The sequence below is a fragment of the Wolbachia endosymbiont (group A) of Anthophora plumipes genome (assembly GCF_964028115.1).
Taxonomy (GTDB): Bacteria; Pseudomonadota; Alphaproteobacteria; order Rickettsiales; family Anaplasmataceae; genus Wolbachia.
Genome location: NZ_OZ034756.1, coordinates 925,936 through 941,478 on the forward strand (window position 1 = coordinate 925,936; position 15,543 = coordinate 941,478).

Sequence of the window (15,543 nt, forward strand, 5' to 3'; positions counted from 1 at the left end):
TCATTTGAGCTCTTTAGTTTTTAGTTCTGCCTTCTAAGGCTTTTACTCGTGACAACCACTGTGCCTGCGATCTTGTCGTGCCAAGTTTGACAGCGTTTGTTGAAATTTGACCATAAAAAGCCCAAGAATAATGGTGCAGCTGACAATATAAAGGAAAAAAATCTCTTTGTTGCTTGTCTTAGGGTCATCTTTTCGAAAGTTTGTGCATCCACAACTCTAAGCCCAAGTAATAGTTTTCCAGGTGTAGCAGCAAACCTTACCCACATATATGTTACATAGCAAAAGAGCATAATGCATTGGACTATTTGATTTAGGATTTGTAATTTTATAAGTCTACTCTGCGTTGTCTTTCCTTCTGCAGACAGTGGCGCTTGCATTTGGTATTTTGCAGCAATTTGACTTAATATTTTGCTATCCTCTGAGTTCATAAAGAGCTTATTTAAAGCTTGGCTGCAAAACTGCAAGAACAAAACGATAATAATCAAATCAAGCAATACTGATATATAGCGCCTAAGTCCTGTTACATAACATATCCCATTTTCATCTTTCTTTACCTTTTGAATAACATTTATAGAAGAAAAAATAGAAAATAAACGATTAAAAAATTTATGTAACATATATATACTTTCCAATATTTAACGTGCCCCTGGCCGGACTTGAACCAGCATGCTTTTGCAAGCAACAGATTTTGAGTCTGCCGTGTCTACCATTCCACCACAGGGGCATTAAGTTTTAATGCTATAGGCAACACGGAATTAGTCAAATTTTATATGTCTTTCAAATGAGGACTAAATATTCTACAATAATCAACAGTTACTCTCAAAACTTAAAATGAATGAATTAGCTAGTCTCCTCAGTTCAAGAAGTGTAGATAAGGAAATATGTAAATTACCGCATAATTTAGAAGCTGAACAGATGCTTATTGGTGCAATGATTCGTGATAATAGAATCTGTGATGCAGTTGAAGACGCAATCACAGCAGAAAATTTCTATGATCCATTACATCAAAGTATTTTTACGCAGATATCCAAAACCAGGAAACACGGTATAGTTGCCAATGAACTAAGCCTCAAAATGTTTTTTGAGAACGACCAAGCGTTTACCGAGTGTGGTGGGGTAGAGTACTTGGCAAAGCTTGCAGCAAAGGCAAGTATTGCACTTGATATCTATAGTTTGACTAGAATAATCCGTGATACTTACTTAAGGAGATGTTTAATTAAGTTCGGGCAAGAAATAGTTGGTGATAGCTACAACTACGATATTGAAAATCCTGCACAGGCGCAAATTGAACAAGCAATGACAAAATTGTTCAACTTAGCAGTAAAAAAACAAGGTGAGAAAACATATATAAAACTTGCAAGTTCAATTAAAGACGTAGTTGAGAAGATCAGCACACTGAAAAATAATCCAGAAGCGCTGGGCGTTACAACCGGACTTCAAGATCTAAATCAGCTTCTTGGTGGCCTACAAAAATCTGATTTATTAATTTTAGCTGCAAGGCCTTCTATGGGTAAAACAGCACTGGCGCTAAACATCGCACTTAATGCTTGTAAGATGTTGCAAAAAAGAGCAGATAAACAACATTATGTAGCGTTTTTCTCACTTGAAATGTCAGCAGAACAATTAACCGCAAGGCTGATCACTATAGATTCAGGGATTAGTTATTATAAGGCATTAACCGGGAGAATTAGTGATTTTGAATTGCATGAATTTATCAATGCTAGTACAGAATTATCTGAACTGCCTTTCATCATAGATGACACCCCTGCGCTATCAATTAGTGCCCTTCGCACCAGAATACGCTTGCTGTATCAATTATATAATGTAGAAGTGGTATTCATTGATTATTTGCAGCTAATCAGAGGAACAACAAAAAGAAGTAATGAAAATAGAGTACAAGAAATCTCGGAAGTGACGCAGGGTTTGAAAGCAATTGCAAAAGAGCTGAATATTCCCGTTGTTGCACTATCTCAGCTCTCTCGTTCTGTTGAGCAGAGGGATGATAAAAAACCACAACTTTCTGATTTACGTGATTCAGGAAGCATAGAGCAAGACGCAGATATAGTAATGTTTCTCTATAGAGAAGAATACTACGAATTGAGAAAGCAACCAAGTGAAGGAAGCAATAAACATCGAGAGTGGCAAGAAAAAATGGAAAAAATTAGAAATATTGCAGAGCTTGTTATTGCAAAGCAGAGAAATGGGCCAATTGGCAGTGTGAAGCTATATTTTGACTCTAACAGAGGTTCGTTTAAAGATTACACGGAGAGGCATAGTGTGTAGCTTGGCAGCAATCTTCTTATTTCTAAATTTACTAGCTTATATCTTATCGTATCAAAATTAACTTGACTTTACTTCTTAATTGATGTTAAACTCATTTAACATAATACGTGAGGAATAATCATGATAAGTAAAAACAATGTACCCTATCTTGTAGCTGGTGCTCTGGCTACTCTAACTTTATTAGCATCTGGAGTGTTTGCTGCAGCTCCTTATATTGGTTTCTTAGCTCCAGTTGCAGCATTAAGTGTTGGCCTGCCATTTATTATTGGTTGTGCTGTATTTTCTGTTGTAACTATTGCACTTTCGTATAAAGCAATTAGTAAGAACAAAACTATTTCTGAGAAAGATGTTCAACTGGCTGAGAAAGTAGAAGAAATATCTAAAAAAGATGCTCAACTAGCTAAAGAAGAAGATAAAGTACAAGCTCAAGAGCAAACAATTTCTGGGCAAAATGACCAACTGACTAAAAAAGAAGCGGAAGTAAAAGCTAAAGAGGAGGAAAATTCTAAGCAAAAAATTGAAATTAATAAAAAAAATGAGGAGATTAATAATCAAAAAAAAGAAATAGAAGAACTTAAACACAAGAAAACTTTTGTTCCGCAAGCAATGAAGGATATCCAAACAGCATCTGAAAAAGCATTTACATCTACAAAAGAAGCATTTATTAGTGGTCGTGTAACTCGTATTGTTAAAGATGGCTTAAAAGATGTTTATGGTGCTATGCCATCAACTGAGTCAGTAAAAGGAACACTTAGTGGTATTGGAAATAAATTTAAAAATGTTTATGGTACATCAGTTGAGTATACAAAAGGAGCACTTAACAGCGTTGGAAGCAGCTTTTACAGTAGATTTTATGGTACTAAGGTTTCTAGTTCGGAAGAGCAGTTTAAGCGTGAAGATGGATCTAAACCTAGTATGCAAGAACTAACTCGTTTGGATTACTTAGATCTTGCAACTTCTAAGAATTTGAATCATTTAAATGTTGATATTTCTAGCCTAAAAAGTAAGTCGGTTGAGAACTGTAACGCAAAATCTGGTGATGAAAAAGATACTAAGATTTCTAGCCCAGAAAATCAGCCAACTAAAGAAGAAAATGGTCAAAGTTGGGTTGCGTGGGGTAAGGCTAAGGTAGCTGGAATAGGAGCATGTGGTTGTGTTGCTTTATATTATGCTGCACCGTATATTTCTACAATGCTTGAAGGAGTTTCAGTATCATCTGTAGGCAGTGAGACGGGTTATACCAACGATACGTACTATCCTTACCAGATGTAATCTCATTCAGGAGAAATAGTTTTTAAAAAACTATTTCTCCTCTTTAGCATCAACCCTCAAAAAAACCGGCGTAGGTTTAGGTAGTGTAATGCCTGAACTTACGCATGCGTTGCACAGAGATTTTAAATCACGTTGCTCTTTTGGAATTTGCAATTGATTAAGTATCATTTCCGCTGATTTGGGAACGATTGGCTGCAATAAAATGCCAATTATCCTGATATATTCCAGTAATTTGTAGATTACTAAATTCATGCGTTCTCTATCAGTTTTGCTTAATGTCCAGGGTGCACTTTTGTCTATATAAGCATTGGCTTCAGAAGAGATGTTGATAATTAGAAGTATAATCTGGTTAAACTCATACTTTGATAGGTGATTCATCACCTGATCGAGTATAGCTTTGCAACCTGGAAGACTTTCTTCACCTTTAAGTAGGCTTTGATCGATTGTTGGTACAATTCCAGAACATTGCTTGTGTAAAAATGAAATTGTTCTTTGTACTAAATTGCCTATATTGTTTGCAAGTTCTGAGTTTATGCGGCTGATCATGTTTTTCTTACTAAAGTTGCCATCCTGGCCAAAACTTGCTTCTCGAAGGAGAAAATAGCGTAGTTGGTCAACACCAAACTCTTGAGCGAGGCCAATTGGATCTATGACATTACCAAGAGACTTGGATATTTTTTCTCCTTCGTTTAGCCACCAACCATGAACTGCAATTTGTTTTGGCAGTGGCAAATCTGCTGCAAGGAGAATCGCTGGCCAATACACAGCATGAAAGCGCAATATGTCTTTGCCGATTACATGAACGTTGAAAGAGTTGTCAGCTAGGTTTGCAGTGCTTGACACTGGAATCTGCGTTTTGGATTCTGCCCAAAATCTCTTATATTCTTCACCTTCAGTGCTAGGAAAACCTATTGACGTGAGATAATTGGTTAATGCATCTATCCAGACATAGATTACGTGTTTGTCATTACCTGGTACTTTTATTCCCCAGTTAAAACTAGTGCGAGAGATTGAGAGGTCAATGAGCCCTGATCTTACAAACGATACCACTTCATTTTTTCTGCTCTCAGGAAAGATAAAATTTGGCTGATTTTCATATAGTTCTAGTAATTTATCCTGCCAATTCGACAAACGAAAAAAGTAGCTCTCTTCTTTTACCCATTCAACCTCAGCACCTGTTGGTGCTTTGCCATCTATCAGCTCTGATTCCTGATAAAATGCTTCATCACGCACTGAATACCAACCCGAATAGGAATCCAAATATATTTGTCCTCTCTCTTCAAGCCTATTCCATAAAGCTACCACTGCTTTTTCATGACGTTCCTCCGTAGTGCGAATAAAATTGTCATACTCAAAATTCATGAACTTAGCTAATTCTTTAAATGAAACACTCACTTCATCTGTAAATTCTTTTGGCCGCATTTCCTTTGCTTTAGCTGCTTTTTCTATTTTTTGTCCATGTTCATCTGTACCGGTGGTAAATTTGACATTTTTCCCAGCTAGTTTCATGAACCTTGCCACCACGTCACACAAGAGAGAAGTGTATGCATGACCGATATGCGGCTTATCGTTTACGTAATATATTGGCGTGGTGATGTAAAAACTCTCAAATCGATCCATGGTTTAGCATTTTGATAAAAATCAACTGAGTTAATTATAGTATTAAAAAGGCAGTAATAAATAAATATTGATTGGGTTAAGCATAATTTTTGAAAAAAGCTATTTACTGAAATTTTATTAAAATAAGAAACAATCAGGTATGATTATTGAAAGAACAATGGGAAATTTTCTTGTAATTCTATTTGTAGTTTTAATTTTCTCCTATGCATTTGATGCACACGCTGATGGAGCAACAGATGTAATGTAATAGGTTACGTTCATGGAATAGGTGGACCAATGATTACAGTGGTAATCATTGGTTCAAGCTTGCTTGCAATATTTGGTAGAATGCCTTGGCCTGCACTTTTCGCACTGGGTATGTTTGTTGCTGTGTTTTTTGGTGCTCCTCAAATTGTAACAAAGGTAACAGAAAAAGAAGTTTGTTGTCTTGATAAGAGACAAACATTCAATAATGGAAAGTGTGTTGCTGCTCCTGGATATGAATACATAGGTCGTGATCGTTGTGGCCCTTCGAGAAACGGGGTTCAAGGATGTTGTCCTAATGGCTGGGTGCTCACTAGTAAGGGCAAATGTAAGAAAGCTGGTCTAGATCCTTCAAAGTATTGGTAGTGAAAATGGTGCTTTTATAGAGTTAAATCTAACCACTCATCAAACCACAAAGTATATAATTAATATCCACACCTTTAGTTAAATTCCACTCACGCTTTATTACGTTGTACTCCATGCCAGCCATGTTTTGCAGCGTTACATTATTTTCTCTTAAGTGATTTGCAATTTCTGACGGCTTGAGAAATTTATTCCAATTATGCGTACCCTTAGGTAGCCAATTTAATATGTACTCTGCGCCGACTATTGCAAGACAGAAGGATTTGATAGTTCTATTTATTGTGGATATAAAGATTAGCCCTTCTGGTTTCAGCAATTCTATTGCTCTTCTCATAAAGAATTCTAAATTATCTACATGCTCGACTACTTCCATCAGCAGAACCACGTCGTACTTCTTGTCATTGCTTAGCTCTTCAATGCTGGTGTGCATATATTCTACATTAAGCCCTACTTTTTTCGCATGTGACTGTGCCACTTTGATGTTTTCTTCACATACATCTATTCCCACAACATTAATGCCAACGCGTGCCATTGATTCTGATAAAATGCCACCACCGCATCCAACATCAAGCAATGATAATTCTTTTAAATCGCATTTTTTTAACTCTTTTATTTTCTCAATAATGTAAGATACTCTAATAGGATTCATCATGTGCAATGGCTTAAATTTACCATTCTCATCCCACCATTCACCTGCCATTTTAGCGAATTTTGATATTTCATCTTCGTTATAAGTTTTTGTTTTTTTTTTCTTAGAGGTTATATTGCTGAGTTTATCAAGGCGTTTTTTATGTCTGCTTTCTTTTGAAAATTCTGTTTCGAGGAATTGTTTGACTATGTCTTTTGCTAATCCACTCGCAGTAAATCCTGCACCAAGACACAGTACATTTGCGTTGCCATGCTCGCGAGCTAATTTTGCGATCTCAACACTATTGCATAAAGCAGCGTAGATTCCTTCAAAACGATTTGCCACAGTACTCATGCCCAAACCTGTACCACAAATTAATATCCCATAATTTGCTTTTTTGCTTGTTATATCTTCTACAACTTTAACAGCATAGTCTGGGTAATCTACACACTTTTGCTTAGCAGTGCAGCCTTGATCTACCGCTGTGTAACCCAGGGTTTCCAGGTAGGATTTTATTTCTGATTTTAATTCATAACCAGCATGATCTGAGGCAATTGATATTATATCTGACATATAAAAAGTTGATCTTGCATAACTTAAGGATATTTATATGGGTAATTTATTTTGATCTTTCTGTCAAGCCGTTTTAATACTCCTGATCTTTCGGGAGTCCTAAAGCTTGAAATAAATTTCGAGTCAGATGTGTATAAATTCCATATAATTTTTATCCTACTACTAATTCAATAAGATGGATCACATAGATATTATAAAATCAAAATTATTATTATCTGACATAGTAGGTAAAAAAGTCAGGCTAATAAAAAGAGGAGATAGTTTTGTTGGGCTCTGTCCATTTCATAACGAAAAAACCCCATCTTTTTCGGTGAGCAATACTAAAGGATTATATTACTGTTTTGGTTGCTTAGCTAGTGGTGATGCATTTGAATTTATTTCACAAACTGAAGGATTAAGCTTTAAAGAAGTATTGGAAAGATTAGCATCGGTTACAGGTGTTGAACTGCCCAAAAGTCTTAGTATTACAAAAGGGGACAATAAACTATTTTTAGCGCTTGATTTAGCTGCAAATTGGTTTGCACAAAAAAATCAGGGCATTGTAGATTATTTAAAGCAGCGCAAGATTTTACCTGAAATCATAGATAAATTTAAGATAGGTTATGCACCAAGCTCTGGTTTGAAAGAGTATTTAAACTCTTCAGGTATTGAAGACAAAATTTTAATTGATATTGGATTAGTAAACAAAAATTTTCATGATTATTTTTATGACCGGCTGATATTTCCTATATACAACATTGCAGGAAGAGTTATTGGTTTTGGCGGACGTGCGCTGAGTTCTGAGCAACAGCCAAAATATTTAAATAGCCCAGAGAGTCAGCTCTTCAAGAAGAGGGAGAATTTATACGGATTAAACTTTGCTTTAAGCGAAATACGTAAAAAACAGCACATATTTGTTGTTGAAGGATATATGGACACTATAGCGCTACATCAAGCGGGAATTAGTAATGCAGTTGCTCCACTTGGTACCGCAATTTCTGCAGAACAGATAAAAAATCTATGGAGATTTGCTAAAGAAATCTCCATCTGTATGGATGGCGATAATGCTGGACGTCATGCTGCTACCCGAGTTGCAGAACTTGCTCTGCCAATATTAGAGCCTGGATACACGTTAAAGTTTGTGACTTTGCCGAGTAATAAAGATCCATACGATATATGTAACGAACTGGCATACAAGAAAGAAGACGTGTTGACTGCTCTTGACCATTCAACAAAACTGCATTCTGAATATTTATGGCGTCACATAATCGATAGCAACTTTCAAAATTATGAAAAACTTGCTCCGGAAAAATATTCAATTCTTGAGCACAAGTTCATGGAATATGTAAATACTATTAGCAACAGCAGTATTAGAAGGTATTATAGAGATTATTTTTACAATAAGGCTAGTGAACTAAGAAGTAGCTTCAAAAAACAGATTTTTAATAGTAAAACTAGAGCAACAAAAGGTGAGTATCTTCATAACAAATCTCCAGAGCTAATTGAGGCAGAGCAAAATCAGGCCATAATTTTGCGTATAGCCGTAGAATTTCCTGAAATCTTGAACCGTCCTATATTTTTTGAGCAATTTTCTCATTTTGAATTTACTAATGAGATGAAAAGATTACAACAGCGTGTAATTGATGTAATAAGTAACAAAAGCAAACTTGGTAAAGAGGCTTTGTTACAAGAATTGAAACAGTTTGACGTTATAAAGTATGTATTTGAAAAAACTAGTGTACTAAATAGCCAGCTGAACGAGAGAAAATCTGCAGAAATTGTGTGGAATAATATAGTGTTACTAAAAGAATTAAATGCGTTACGAAAAGAAAGAACCGAAGCGAGGCTGAGCGGTAATCTTGACTTAGAGGAAAGGTTGATAGAACAAATAGAGCAAATAGAAAGTAATATACAAGAAATGCAAATGGAGTTTATTGAAAAGTAGGCTGCTACAGTTAATTATTTTTAGGTTGTTTGTCATTCTGCTGCTTTTTAACGGAATTTATACTGCCTCTTAGCAATAAAAAACTTACTTATTGTAGGAAAATCTTGTGTTTGTTCTCATATAAAACTATTTATGGAGTGACAATGGTGCATGTATTATACTTACATTTTTGATTCGAAAATTTATGCAGTTGTTTCTAACAAAATTAGTCAACAAATTCTATTGTTTAAAGATGAGAAATAAAGTAATCATCATTTCTAGTATTGCTTTTATTCTACTGTTTTTTATCAGCAGTGCATTTTTAAAAAAAGATCAGGCGGTTCATAGTGATAATGCAACTAGTAGCTTTTCAGTAAAAACTCAAGAATGTGCGCCGCAAAACCGCACTATATATTTAAATTTTTCTGGTACAGTAAATCCCTTACATAGAGCTAGCCTTGTCTCAAAAATAAGTGGTAAGATTATTGCTATTTATTTACCTGATGGTGAAAAGGTAAAAAGAGATGATGTAGTGTTAAAGATAGAAGATTATGACAGGATTGAGCAAGCTCAGAAAGCCAAAGCTTTATTAAAGCAGCGTGAAATTGAGTATGATTCCTCTCACAAACTGAATAAAACAGGCTATGGAGCACAAATACAAGTAGAAGCAGCTTTTACTGCGTTACAAAGTGCAAAAGCTGACCTAAAAAGGCTAGAATTGGATTTAGAAAATACTGCAGTCAAATCTCCTATAGATGGTTATATTGATAAAATCAATGCAAACGAAGGGGATTTTGTTAATGCTGGGCAAAAAATAGCTGACGTGGTTGATTTCGATCAAATTCTTGTGGTGTTATACGTTTCGGAAAATGAAGTAAATAAAATAGAGCTAGGCAGCACAGCTCAAATTAGTTTACTGGACGGAAAAGAATTGGCAGGTGAAGTAAGTTTTATTAGTAAAATTGCTGAGCCTAAAACTGGGTCTTATAGGGTAGAGGTAAAGGTAATTAATAATAAAATGATATCCTTGCAGGGACTAACTGCCAACATAAGACTACCTTCAGGCGAAAGATTTGCATATAAAGTTCCTTCTTCAGCCCTGAGCTTAAGTGACGAGGGTGCTCTTGGAATAAAGATTGTTGATGACAATAATTATGTAATATTTGTACCAATAGAAATTGTTGATCATGAGAGCGATGGGGTTTGGATAGTAGCAAATAACGAAGGTAAACCCATAAAGTTAATAGTATTGGGCCACCTATTTGTTAAGCCTGGTGATAAGGTTTAAGACATAAGATCCTTTTTCATAGCTTATACTACGTTATACCAATCCCAGCGTCTGGGCACTGGTTTCTTGGTACTTATTCCGCAATAATTTTTTTTTCCTTCAATAAATTTTGCAGTTCGCCTTTTTCGTACATCTCGCGAGTGATGTCGCAACCACCGATAAACTCTTCCTTTATATATAATTGTGGAATTGTTGGCCAATCAGAAAACTTTTTTATAGATTCACGTATTTCATCATTCTCCAACACGTTAATATACTTAAACTTCACGTTCAATTTTTTTAGGATTGACACGACGAGTCCAGAGAATCCGCATTGAGGAAAATCAGAAGTGCCTTTCATGTACAACACCACATCATTTTCCGCTATATCTTTTTTTATTTGTTCAAAACTGCTCATAAATTCACCTTATTTTTAAGTATTAGTTTCCAGTTGCAAGGCGTGTATATACTGACCTTCCAGAGCTTTATATACCATTTTATGCTGTTCTATTTTTGTCTTTCCAAGAAAACGCTTGGAGGTTATTTTTAAATGATAATGATCATCATCTCCAGCAAGGTCATGAACCTTTATATCAGCGTCGGGGAACGATTGTTTGATGATCCTTTCTAATTCGTGAATTGCAATAGTCATTGATTTGCTTTAAATTACAATACTTTCATTATAAATCTAAAACGACTGGGTGCAATTGAATTATTGATTATATGGTTACTAATATTGTGAAGACAGTAGATTCAGCGTGTTAAGTGCACTAGCAAGGCGAGATTTCAATTGATTTTCATATTTACTCCAATCTTGTATTGCCTTTCTTGCAATACCTGAATTAACTGCGGCTTTTGCAACAGCAGGAGATACTATAGAAATTAATCTTGGGTCAAATGGAGTAGGTATTATATATTCACGTCCATAGCTCATTTTACGACCGCCATAGGCTGCAGATATCTCGTCAGACACTGGCTCACGGGCAAGCTTTGCTATTGCATCTGCAGCTGCAATTTTCATCTCATCATTTATTGTTGTTGCATGTACATCAAGCGCTCCTCTGAATATATAAGGAAATCCCATTACGTTGTTGACTTGATTGTTGTAATCTGACCTGCCAGTTGTGATTATTGCATCTGGCCTCACAGATTTTGCAAACTCAGGCCTTACTTCTGGATCGGGGTTGGCGAGAGCGAAAATAATCGGGTCTTTGCCCATACTCTTTAACATCTCTTCATTTAACACATCTTTTGCAGATAATCCGATGAATACATCAGCGCCTTTTATTGTATCAAGTAGAGAACGTTCGGAAGTATCAATTGCATATTTTTCCTTCCACTCATTCATGTCCTCGTTTCTACCTTTGTATATTACTCCTTGCTTATCACACAGCACTATATTTTTAGCGCCCATGGACTTTAGTATTTCTAAACATGCAATACCGGCTGCTCCAGCACCATTCATAATGATCTTAACGTCCTCTAATTTCTTTCCGACAATATCAAGAGCATTTTCTATACCAGCGGCAACAACCACTGCAGTTCCATGCTGGTCATCATGGAACACTGGAATATCCATCAGTTCATTCAGACGTTTCTCTATTATAAAACAATCGGGAGATCTTATATCCTCTAAATTTATCCCCCCCCAACTTGGCCCAAGGTACCTTACTGCATTGATGAAATCTTCTATATTTTCTGTACCAACTTCTATATCAACTGCATCAATATCAGCAAAACGCTTAAATAAAACAGCTTTGCCTTCCATGACAGGTTTTGCAGCAAGAGGACCGATATTACCAAGCCCAAGCACTGCAGTGCCATTTGAAATGACAGCTACAAAGTTGCTTTTTGCCGTATAATCATAAACAACCTCAGGATTTTTAGCTATTTCAAGGCACGGAGCTGCAACGCCAGGAGAATAAGCAAGTGACAAATCATACTGGGTAGATAAAGGTTTTGTTGGCATGATTGAAATTTTACCAGAGTTACCACCTCTACTGTGATACTTAAGTGCCTCTTGTTTTGTGGTATTATCTAAATCATCGTTCATTCTTATATTTTAAGCTTGTAATTTTTAAGTATATGGAGTTTTTATAAATGTTCAATTGTAAACTATTAGCTTGTGAACTCTGTTGTACTTCTGTATAAGTTTACCTATTACGTAAGATGATATTACATGCTTAAGAAAAACGTGCCTAATTTGCTTACAATTTCTCGTGCACTTGCAATACCAGCAATAATATTAAGTTTTTATATAGAAAATAAATATGCAGGCCTGATAACAATATCAATCTTTGTGTTTGCGTGCATTACGGATTTTTTTGATGGTTACTTGGCGCGTGCGTGGAAAGTCCAATCAAAGTTTGGCAAGCTATTTGATCCAATTGCTGATAAATTAATAGTGGTTTCAACGATAATTATGCTAGTTTATAAGCAGAAGATAAATGATTTTACAATAGTACCATCGATTATCATCATCTGTAGGGAAATATTAGTTTCGGGTTTACGGGAGTTCCTTATAGCTATAAATGTTAGTCTACCTGTAAGCAAAGCTGGCAAAATTAAAACATTTTTGCAGATGGTTGCTGTAGTAGCGCTAATAATGAACGATTACGACACAACTCAATATATAGGTGCAATTTGTTTATGGGTTGCAGCTATTATAACTATGTGGTCAGGCTATAATTATATCCTAGCCGGCATCAAACAGGTTGACTGAATTTCTTGAGAAACAGTTAATATACAAAAGTGGTTAATACTTTCATAATATTGACTGAATAGTTAAAATTCTGTATAATATATTAGTTAATAGGGTTTATATGACTGATAACTTTAAGACTACGTTTTCTCCTGAAGATTTTTTTGGGGATTTTTGGCTGACAGCTGATAAGGAAGTCAAAAAAGAAAGGTCAGAACAAGAGTCATTAACACTAAAAGAAGAAGCAGAAAAAAAGAAGAAACTCGAACAGGAGTTATTAATGCTAAAAGTAGGAGAAGCAGAAAAAAAGAAGAAGCTAGAACAAGAGCTATTAACACTAAAAAAAAGAGAGCTATATAGACAATGTGTATCATTGGTAACAATGGTTCCATTTGCATTATTTATGGCTATTGAACTGGAAAAAATATGTAGCGATCAGGTATTACTTGGCGTGATAAGTGGCGCGCTAAGCCACACTATATTACCTTCTATGGTCCTATCTCTTATTTGTACGCTATATTTAATTTACAATAATAGGAAAATAGCACAAAAAGAACGAGAGTTGGAGAATATTGAAAATGGAGAGGAAGTAAAGGAAAAAGAGCACAATATTTCTGATATAGGTCAGTGTTTGATCTATATTGAGGCTATAACAACTGCACTGATTATTGTAGGTATGATAATGGGTGAAACATCTTCACTTGAAGCAGCAGAGGATGCAATTTTATTTCTTGCCAATGCAATTGCTTTTCTTGTAACTCTTGTTTCTTATATTGATGAGCATGAAAAAAATAAGAAAAAGGAAACAGAAAAATCTAATCTTGATGAAAAATCTAGCAAGAAAACTAGCAATATGTCTGTAGCCGGATTGGCGCTTGCTGGTTCTTCTATATTTTTAATAAGAAGGATAATGTTAATGGCATTAGCATCGTCCTTAAATCCTGCTGTTGGGCCTACTTTAGGCTTGATAGGTATTGCACTTTTTATGGTTGTACAGATATTAACTACACATTCCTACAGCAAAACGCTGAAAGATCCAAAAGTGGAAGGACAAGGTAAATCGAGGAATGCAGGTAGTTCTGACCGTAGTTATAAAGAGGAAGGGCCGGCTATTGCCTAAGAAATTTATTTATTTAAGTAATATTTAGGTCTATACTTTATTTTGATCGAAAAAAATCTTATGTATAAGACTTTAATCACGTGCTTTATTTTCCTAATTTGCTCCTTTACACAATCGTATGCGGATGATCTTGAAAAAACTGAAGCTGAACTATATGAGGAAGCAGTTGAACTTTTTGACCAGAAAAAATATAAACAAGCTATTAGGGCATTTCAAAAGATAGAAGATTTGTACCCTTTCTCTTATTGGGCAAGGAAAGCAAAATTATTATCTGGTGTGTCTCATTATAACATGGGTAACTATAGCAGTGCTGCAAGTGATATGGATGATTATATATATGTTTATTCAAATGGTGAAGATTTACCATATGTATACTACTTAAGAGTATTATCTTGTTACATGCAAATTAATAAAGTGCAACTTGGACAGCAAACTGCATATAAAACTTTAGAGCTGGCTACAGAGTACATTAACCTTTTCCCAGACAGCGAATATATAGATGAAATCAAGGAAAAAGCAAAATTAATCACAGAACATATATCAATAAAAGAGTATTCTATCGGTAAATTTTACCTGAGGCGTGGTGAATATTTAGCAGCAATTAAGCGTTTCCAGAATATAGCAAGCTATAAGGATTCTAAATATTTTTCTAAGTCTATTAACTATTTAATAGCAGCCCATTCAGCTCTTGGCCTTGACTTAGAAGCTGAGCAGTATGAAAGTATGTTATTAGCAGAAAACCTGCAAGATGCCAAGCCGGAGGCTTGAAAATTTGCTTTAGTTTTTTCTATGCTTTGATATATAATTAGGTTTTTAACTATTTGAATATGGCTGGTCATTCACAATTTTCAAATATAAAACATCGGAAAGGCACTCAGGATGCAAAGCGCTCTCAAAAATTTACGAAGCTGATTAGAGAAATAACAGTTGCTGCAAAGCAAGGGCTACCCGATCCCGAACTCAACCCGCGCCTTCGCTCTGCTATATTTGCTGCACGCAAGGAAAATCTACCAAAAGATAAAATAGAAACAGCAATAAAAAATGCAGCTGGTAACGTTGCTGGAGAAAATTATGAGGAAATCCAATATGAAGGTCATGGGCCTTCTGGCACTGCACTTATTGTCCATGCCTTGACTAATAACCGCAACCGTACTGCTTCTGAGGTACGTTATATATTTTCTCGCAAGGGTGGAAACTTGGGAGAAACAGGAAGTGTTAGTTACCTTTTCGATCATGTAGGCTTAATCGTCTATAAAGCAGAGGGTGTGAATTTTGATGATTTATTTAATTATGGGATCGAGTTAGAAGTATTGAATGTTGAGGAAAATGACAAAGAAGGATTACACGTTATAACTTGTGAAATAAAAGATTTTGGTAAAGTACGCGATGCCTTTTATGCAAAATTCGGAGAACCAGAACTTGCTCGTCTTTCGTGGCAACCAAAGGATCTAGTTGAAATTAGCGATAAAGAGTTGATCGATAAATTATCCACATTGGTTGAAGAATTAGAAGATAATGATGATGTACAGTATGTTGAAGGTAATTTTACTTTTGTTGATGCTGTTTAAAT

At 35.5% G+C, this 15,543-nt stretch carries 14 protein-coding genes, 1 tRNA gene and 1 pseudogene; 9 read left to right on the forward strand and 7 right to left on the reverse strand.

What is annotated here, in order from left to right:
- Positions 1-20 precede the first annotated feature (20 nt).
- Entirely contained in the window at positions 21-617 is a 597-nt protein-coding gene (locus ABWU75_RS04625) for an RDD family protein (protein WP_353286704.1), read from the reverse strand.
- Positions 618-641: 24 nt separating this feature from the next.
- Positions 642-724, reverse strand: a tRNA-Leu gene (locus tag ABWU75_RS04630).
- A 107-nt stretch (positions 725-831) separates the two neighbouring features.
- Here ABWU75_RS04630 and ABWU75_RS04635 point away from each other — a divergent pair.
- Entirely contained in the window at positions 832-2,283 is a 1,452-nt protein-coding gene (locus ABWU75_RS04635; protein WP_353286705.1) for a replicative DNA helicase, read from the forward strand.
- 120 nt (positions 2,284-2,403) lie between these two features.
- Positions 2,404-3,555 (forward strand): hypothetical protein, encoded by a 1,152-nt coding sequence (locus ABWU75_RS04640; protein WP_353286706.1) that lies wholly within the window; start codon positions 2,404-2,406, stop codon positions 3,553-3,555.
- 30 nt (positions 3,556-3,585) lie between these two features.
- On the opposite strand, the gene metG is transcribed toward ABWU75_RS04640, so the two are convergent.
- Positions 3,586-5,175 (reverse strand): methionine--tRNA ligase, encoded by a 1,590-nt coding sequence (gene metG / locus ABWU75_RS04645; RefSeq protein ID WP_353286707.1) that lies wholly within the window; start codon positions 5,173-5,175, stop codon positions 3,586-3,588.
- Positions 5,176-5,332: 157 nt separating this feature from the next.
- Here metG and ABWU75_RS04650 point away from each other — a divergent pair.
- Positions 5,333-5,607: pseudogene (locus tag ABWU75_RS04650) on the forward strand (TrbC/VirB2 family protein); the annotation flags it as partial.
- 205 nt (positions 5,608-5,812) lie between these two features.
- Here ABWU75_RS04650 and ubiG read toward each other — a convergent pair.
- Positions 5,813-6,982: a bifunctional 2-polyprenyl-6-hydroxyphenol methylase/3-demethylubiquinol 3-O-methyltransferase UbiG gene (gene ubiG / locus ABWU75_RS04655; protein WP_353286708.1), complete on the reverse strand. Its 1,170-nt coding sequence runs from the start codon at positions 6,980-6,982 to the stop codon at positions 5,813-5,815.
- A 175-nt stretch (positions 6,983-7,157) separates the two neighbouring features.
- On the opposite strand from ubiG, the gene dnaG reads away from it, so the two are divergent.
- Both dnaG and ABWU75_RS04665 read left to right on the forward strand, forming a co-directional pair.
- Complete coding sequence (gene dnaG / locus ABWU75_RS04660) at positions 7,158-8,906, forward strand: DNA primase (RefSeq protein WP_353286709.1); 1,749 nt, start codon at positions 7,158-7,160, stop codon at positions 8,904-8,906.
- 184 nt (positions 8,907-9,090) lie between these two features.
- On the forward strand, positions 9,091-10,173 hold the full coding sequence (locus ABWU75_RS04665; RefSeq protein ID WP_353286710.1) for an efflux RND transporter periplasmic adaptor subunit: 1,083 nt from the start codon (positions 9,091-9,093) through the stop codon (positions 10,171-10,173).
- Between the two features lie 73 nt (positions 10,174-10,246).
- Here the strand turns inward: ABWU75_RS04665 and grxD are convergent, their stop codons facing one another.
- From grxD to ABWU75_RS04680, 3 genes are all read right to left on the reverse strand, one after another.
- Entirely contained in the window at positions 10,247-10,570 is a 324-nt protein-coding gene (gene grxD, locus ABWU75_RS04670; protein ID WP_164224629.1) for a Grx4 family monothiol glutaredoxin, read from the reverse strand.
- Between the two features lie 15 nt (positions 10,571-10,585).
- Positions 10,586-10,804, reverse strand: coding sequence for a BolA/IbaG family iron-sulfur metabolism protein (locus ABWU75_RS04675; protein ID WP_353286711.1), 219 nt, complete (start codon positions 10,802-10,804; stop codon positions 10,586-10,588).
- A gap of 78 nt (positions 10,805-10,882) precedes the next feature.
- The gene (locus tag ABWU75_RS04680) at positions 10,883-12,205 is read right to left on the reverse strand and encodes a malic enzyme-like NAD(P)-binding protein (protein WP_353286712.1); all 1,323 of its coding nucleotides are present in this window, start codon (positions 12,203-12,205) and stop codon (positions 10,883-10,885) included.
- A gap of 126 nt (positions 12,206-12,331) precedes the next feature.
- Between ABWU75_RS04680 and pgsA the strand changes: the two genes are divergently transcribed.
- The 4 genes from pgsA (at position 12,332) to ABWU75_RS04700 (ending at position 15,541) form a co-directional block, all read left to right on the forward strand.
- Entirely contained in the window at positions 12,332-12,874 is a 543-nt protein-coding gene (gene pgsA, locus ABWU75_RS04685; protein WP_253309177.1) for a CDP-diacylglycerol--glycerol-3-phosphate 3-phosphatidyltransferase, read from the forward strand.
- A 100-nt stretch (positions 12,875-12,974) separates the two neighbouring features.
- A complete protein-coding gene (locus tag ABWU75_RS04690; RefSeq protein ID WP_353286713.1) occupies positions 12,975-13,973 on the forward strand; it encodes a hypothetical protein in 999 nt (332 codons plus the stop codon).
- Positions 13,974-14,033: 60 nt separating this feature from the next.
- Positions 14,034-14,741, forward strand: coding sequence for an outer membrane protein assembly factor BamD (locus ABWU75_RS04695; protein ID WP_264735694.1), 708 nt, complete (start codon positions 14,034-14,036; stop codon positions 14,739-14,741).
- A gap of 59 nt (positions 14,742-14,800) precedes the next feature.
- The gene (locus ABWU75_RS04700) at positions 14,801-15,541 is read left to right on the forward strand and encodes a YebC/PmpR family DNA-binding transcriptional regulator (protein WP_353286714.1); all 741 of its coding nucleotides are present in this window, start codon (positions 14,801-14,803) and stop codon (positions 15,539-15,541) included.
- Positions 15,542-15,543 lie beyond the last annotated feature (2 nt).

Excerpts from the sequence above, each read along its gene's own strand:
- ABWU75_RS04625 (WP_353286704.1), bottom strand. The coding sequence starts at position 617 with ATGTTACATAAATTTTTTAATCGTTTATTTTCTATTTTTTCTTCTATA.
- ABWU75_RS04635 (WP_353286705.1), top strand. The coding sequence starts at position 832 with ATGAATGAATTAGCTAGTCTCCTCAGTTCAAGAAGTGTAGATAAGGAA.
- ABWU75_RS04640 (WP_353286706.1), top strand. The coding sequence starts at position 2,404 with ATGATAAGTAAAAACAATGTACCCTATCTTGTAGCTGGTGCTCTGGCT.
- metG (WP_353286707.1), bottom strand. The coding sequence starts at position 5,175 with ATGGATCGATTTGAGAGTTTTTACATCACCACGCCAATATATTACGTA.
- ubiG (WP_353286708.1), bottom strand. The coding sequence starts at position 6,982 with ATGTCAGATATAATATCAATTGCCTCAGATCATGCTGGTTATGAATTA.
- dnaG (WP_353286709.1), top strand. The coding sequence starts at position 7,158 with ATGGATCACATAGATATTATAAAATCAAAATTATTATTATCTGACATA.
- ABWU75_RS04665 (WP_353286710.1), top strand. The coding sequence starts at position 9,091 with ATGCAGTTGTTTCTAACAAAATTAGTCAACAAATTCTATTGTTTAAAG.
- grxD (WP_164224629.1), bottom strand. The coding sequence starts at position 10,570 with ATGAGCAGTTTTGAACAAATAAAAAAAGATATAGCGGAAAATGATGTG.
- ABWU75_RS04675 (WP_353286711.1), bottom strand. The coding sequence starts at position 10,804 with ATGACTATTGCAATTCACGAATTAGAAAGGATCATCAAACAATCGTTC.
- ABWU75_RS04680 (WP_353286712.1), bottom strand. The coding sequence starts at position 12,205 with ATGAACGATGATTTAGATAATACCACAAAACAAGAGGCACTTAAGTAT.
- pgsA (WP_253309177.1), top strand. The coding sequence starts at position 12,332 with ATGCTTAAGAAAAACGTGCCTAATTTGCTTACAATTTCTCGTGCACTT.
- ABWU75_RS04690 (WP_353286713.1), top strand. The coding sequence starts at position 12,975 with ATGACTGATAACTTTAAGACTACGTTTTCTCCTGAAGATTTTTTTGGG.
- ABWU75_RS04695 (WP_264735694.1), top strand. The coding sequence starts at position 14,034 with ATGTATAAGACTTTAATCACGTGCTTTATTTTCCTAATTTGCTCCTTT.
- ABWU75_RS04700 (WP_353286714.1), top strand. The coding sequence starts at position 14,801 with ATGGCTGGTCATTCACAATTTTCAAATATAAAACATCGGAAAGGCACT.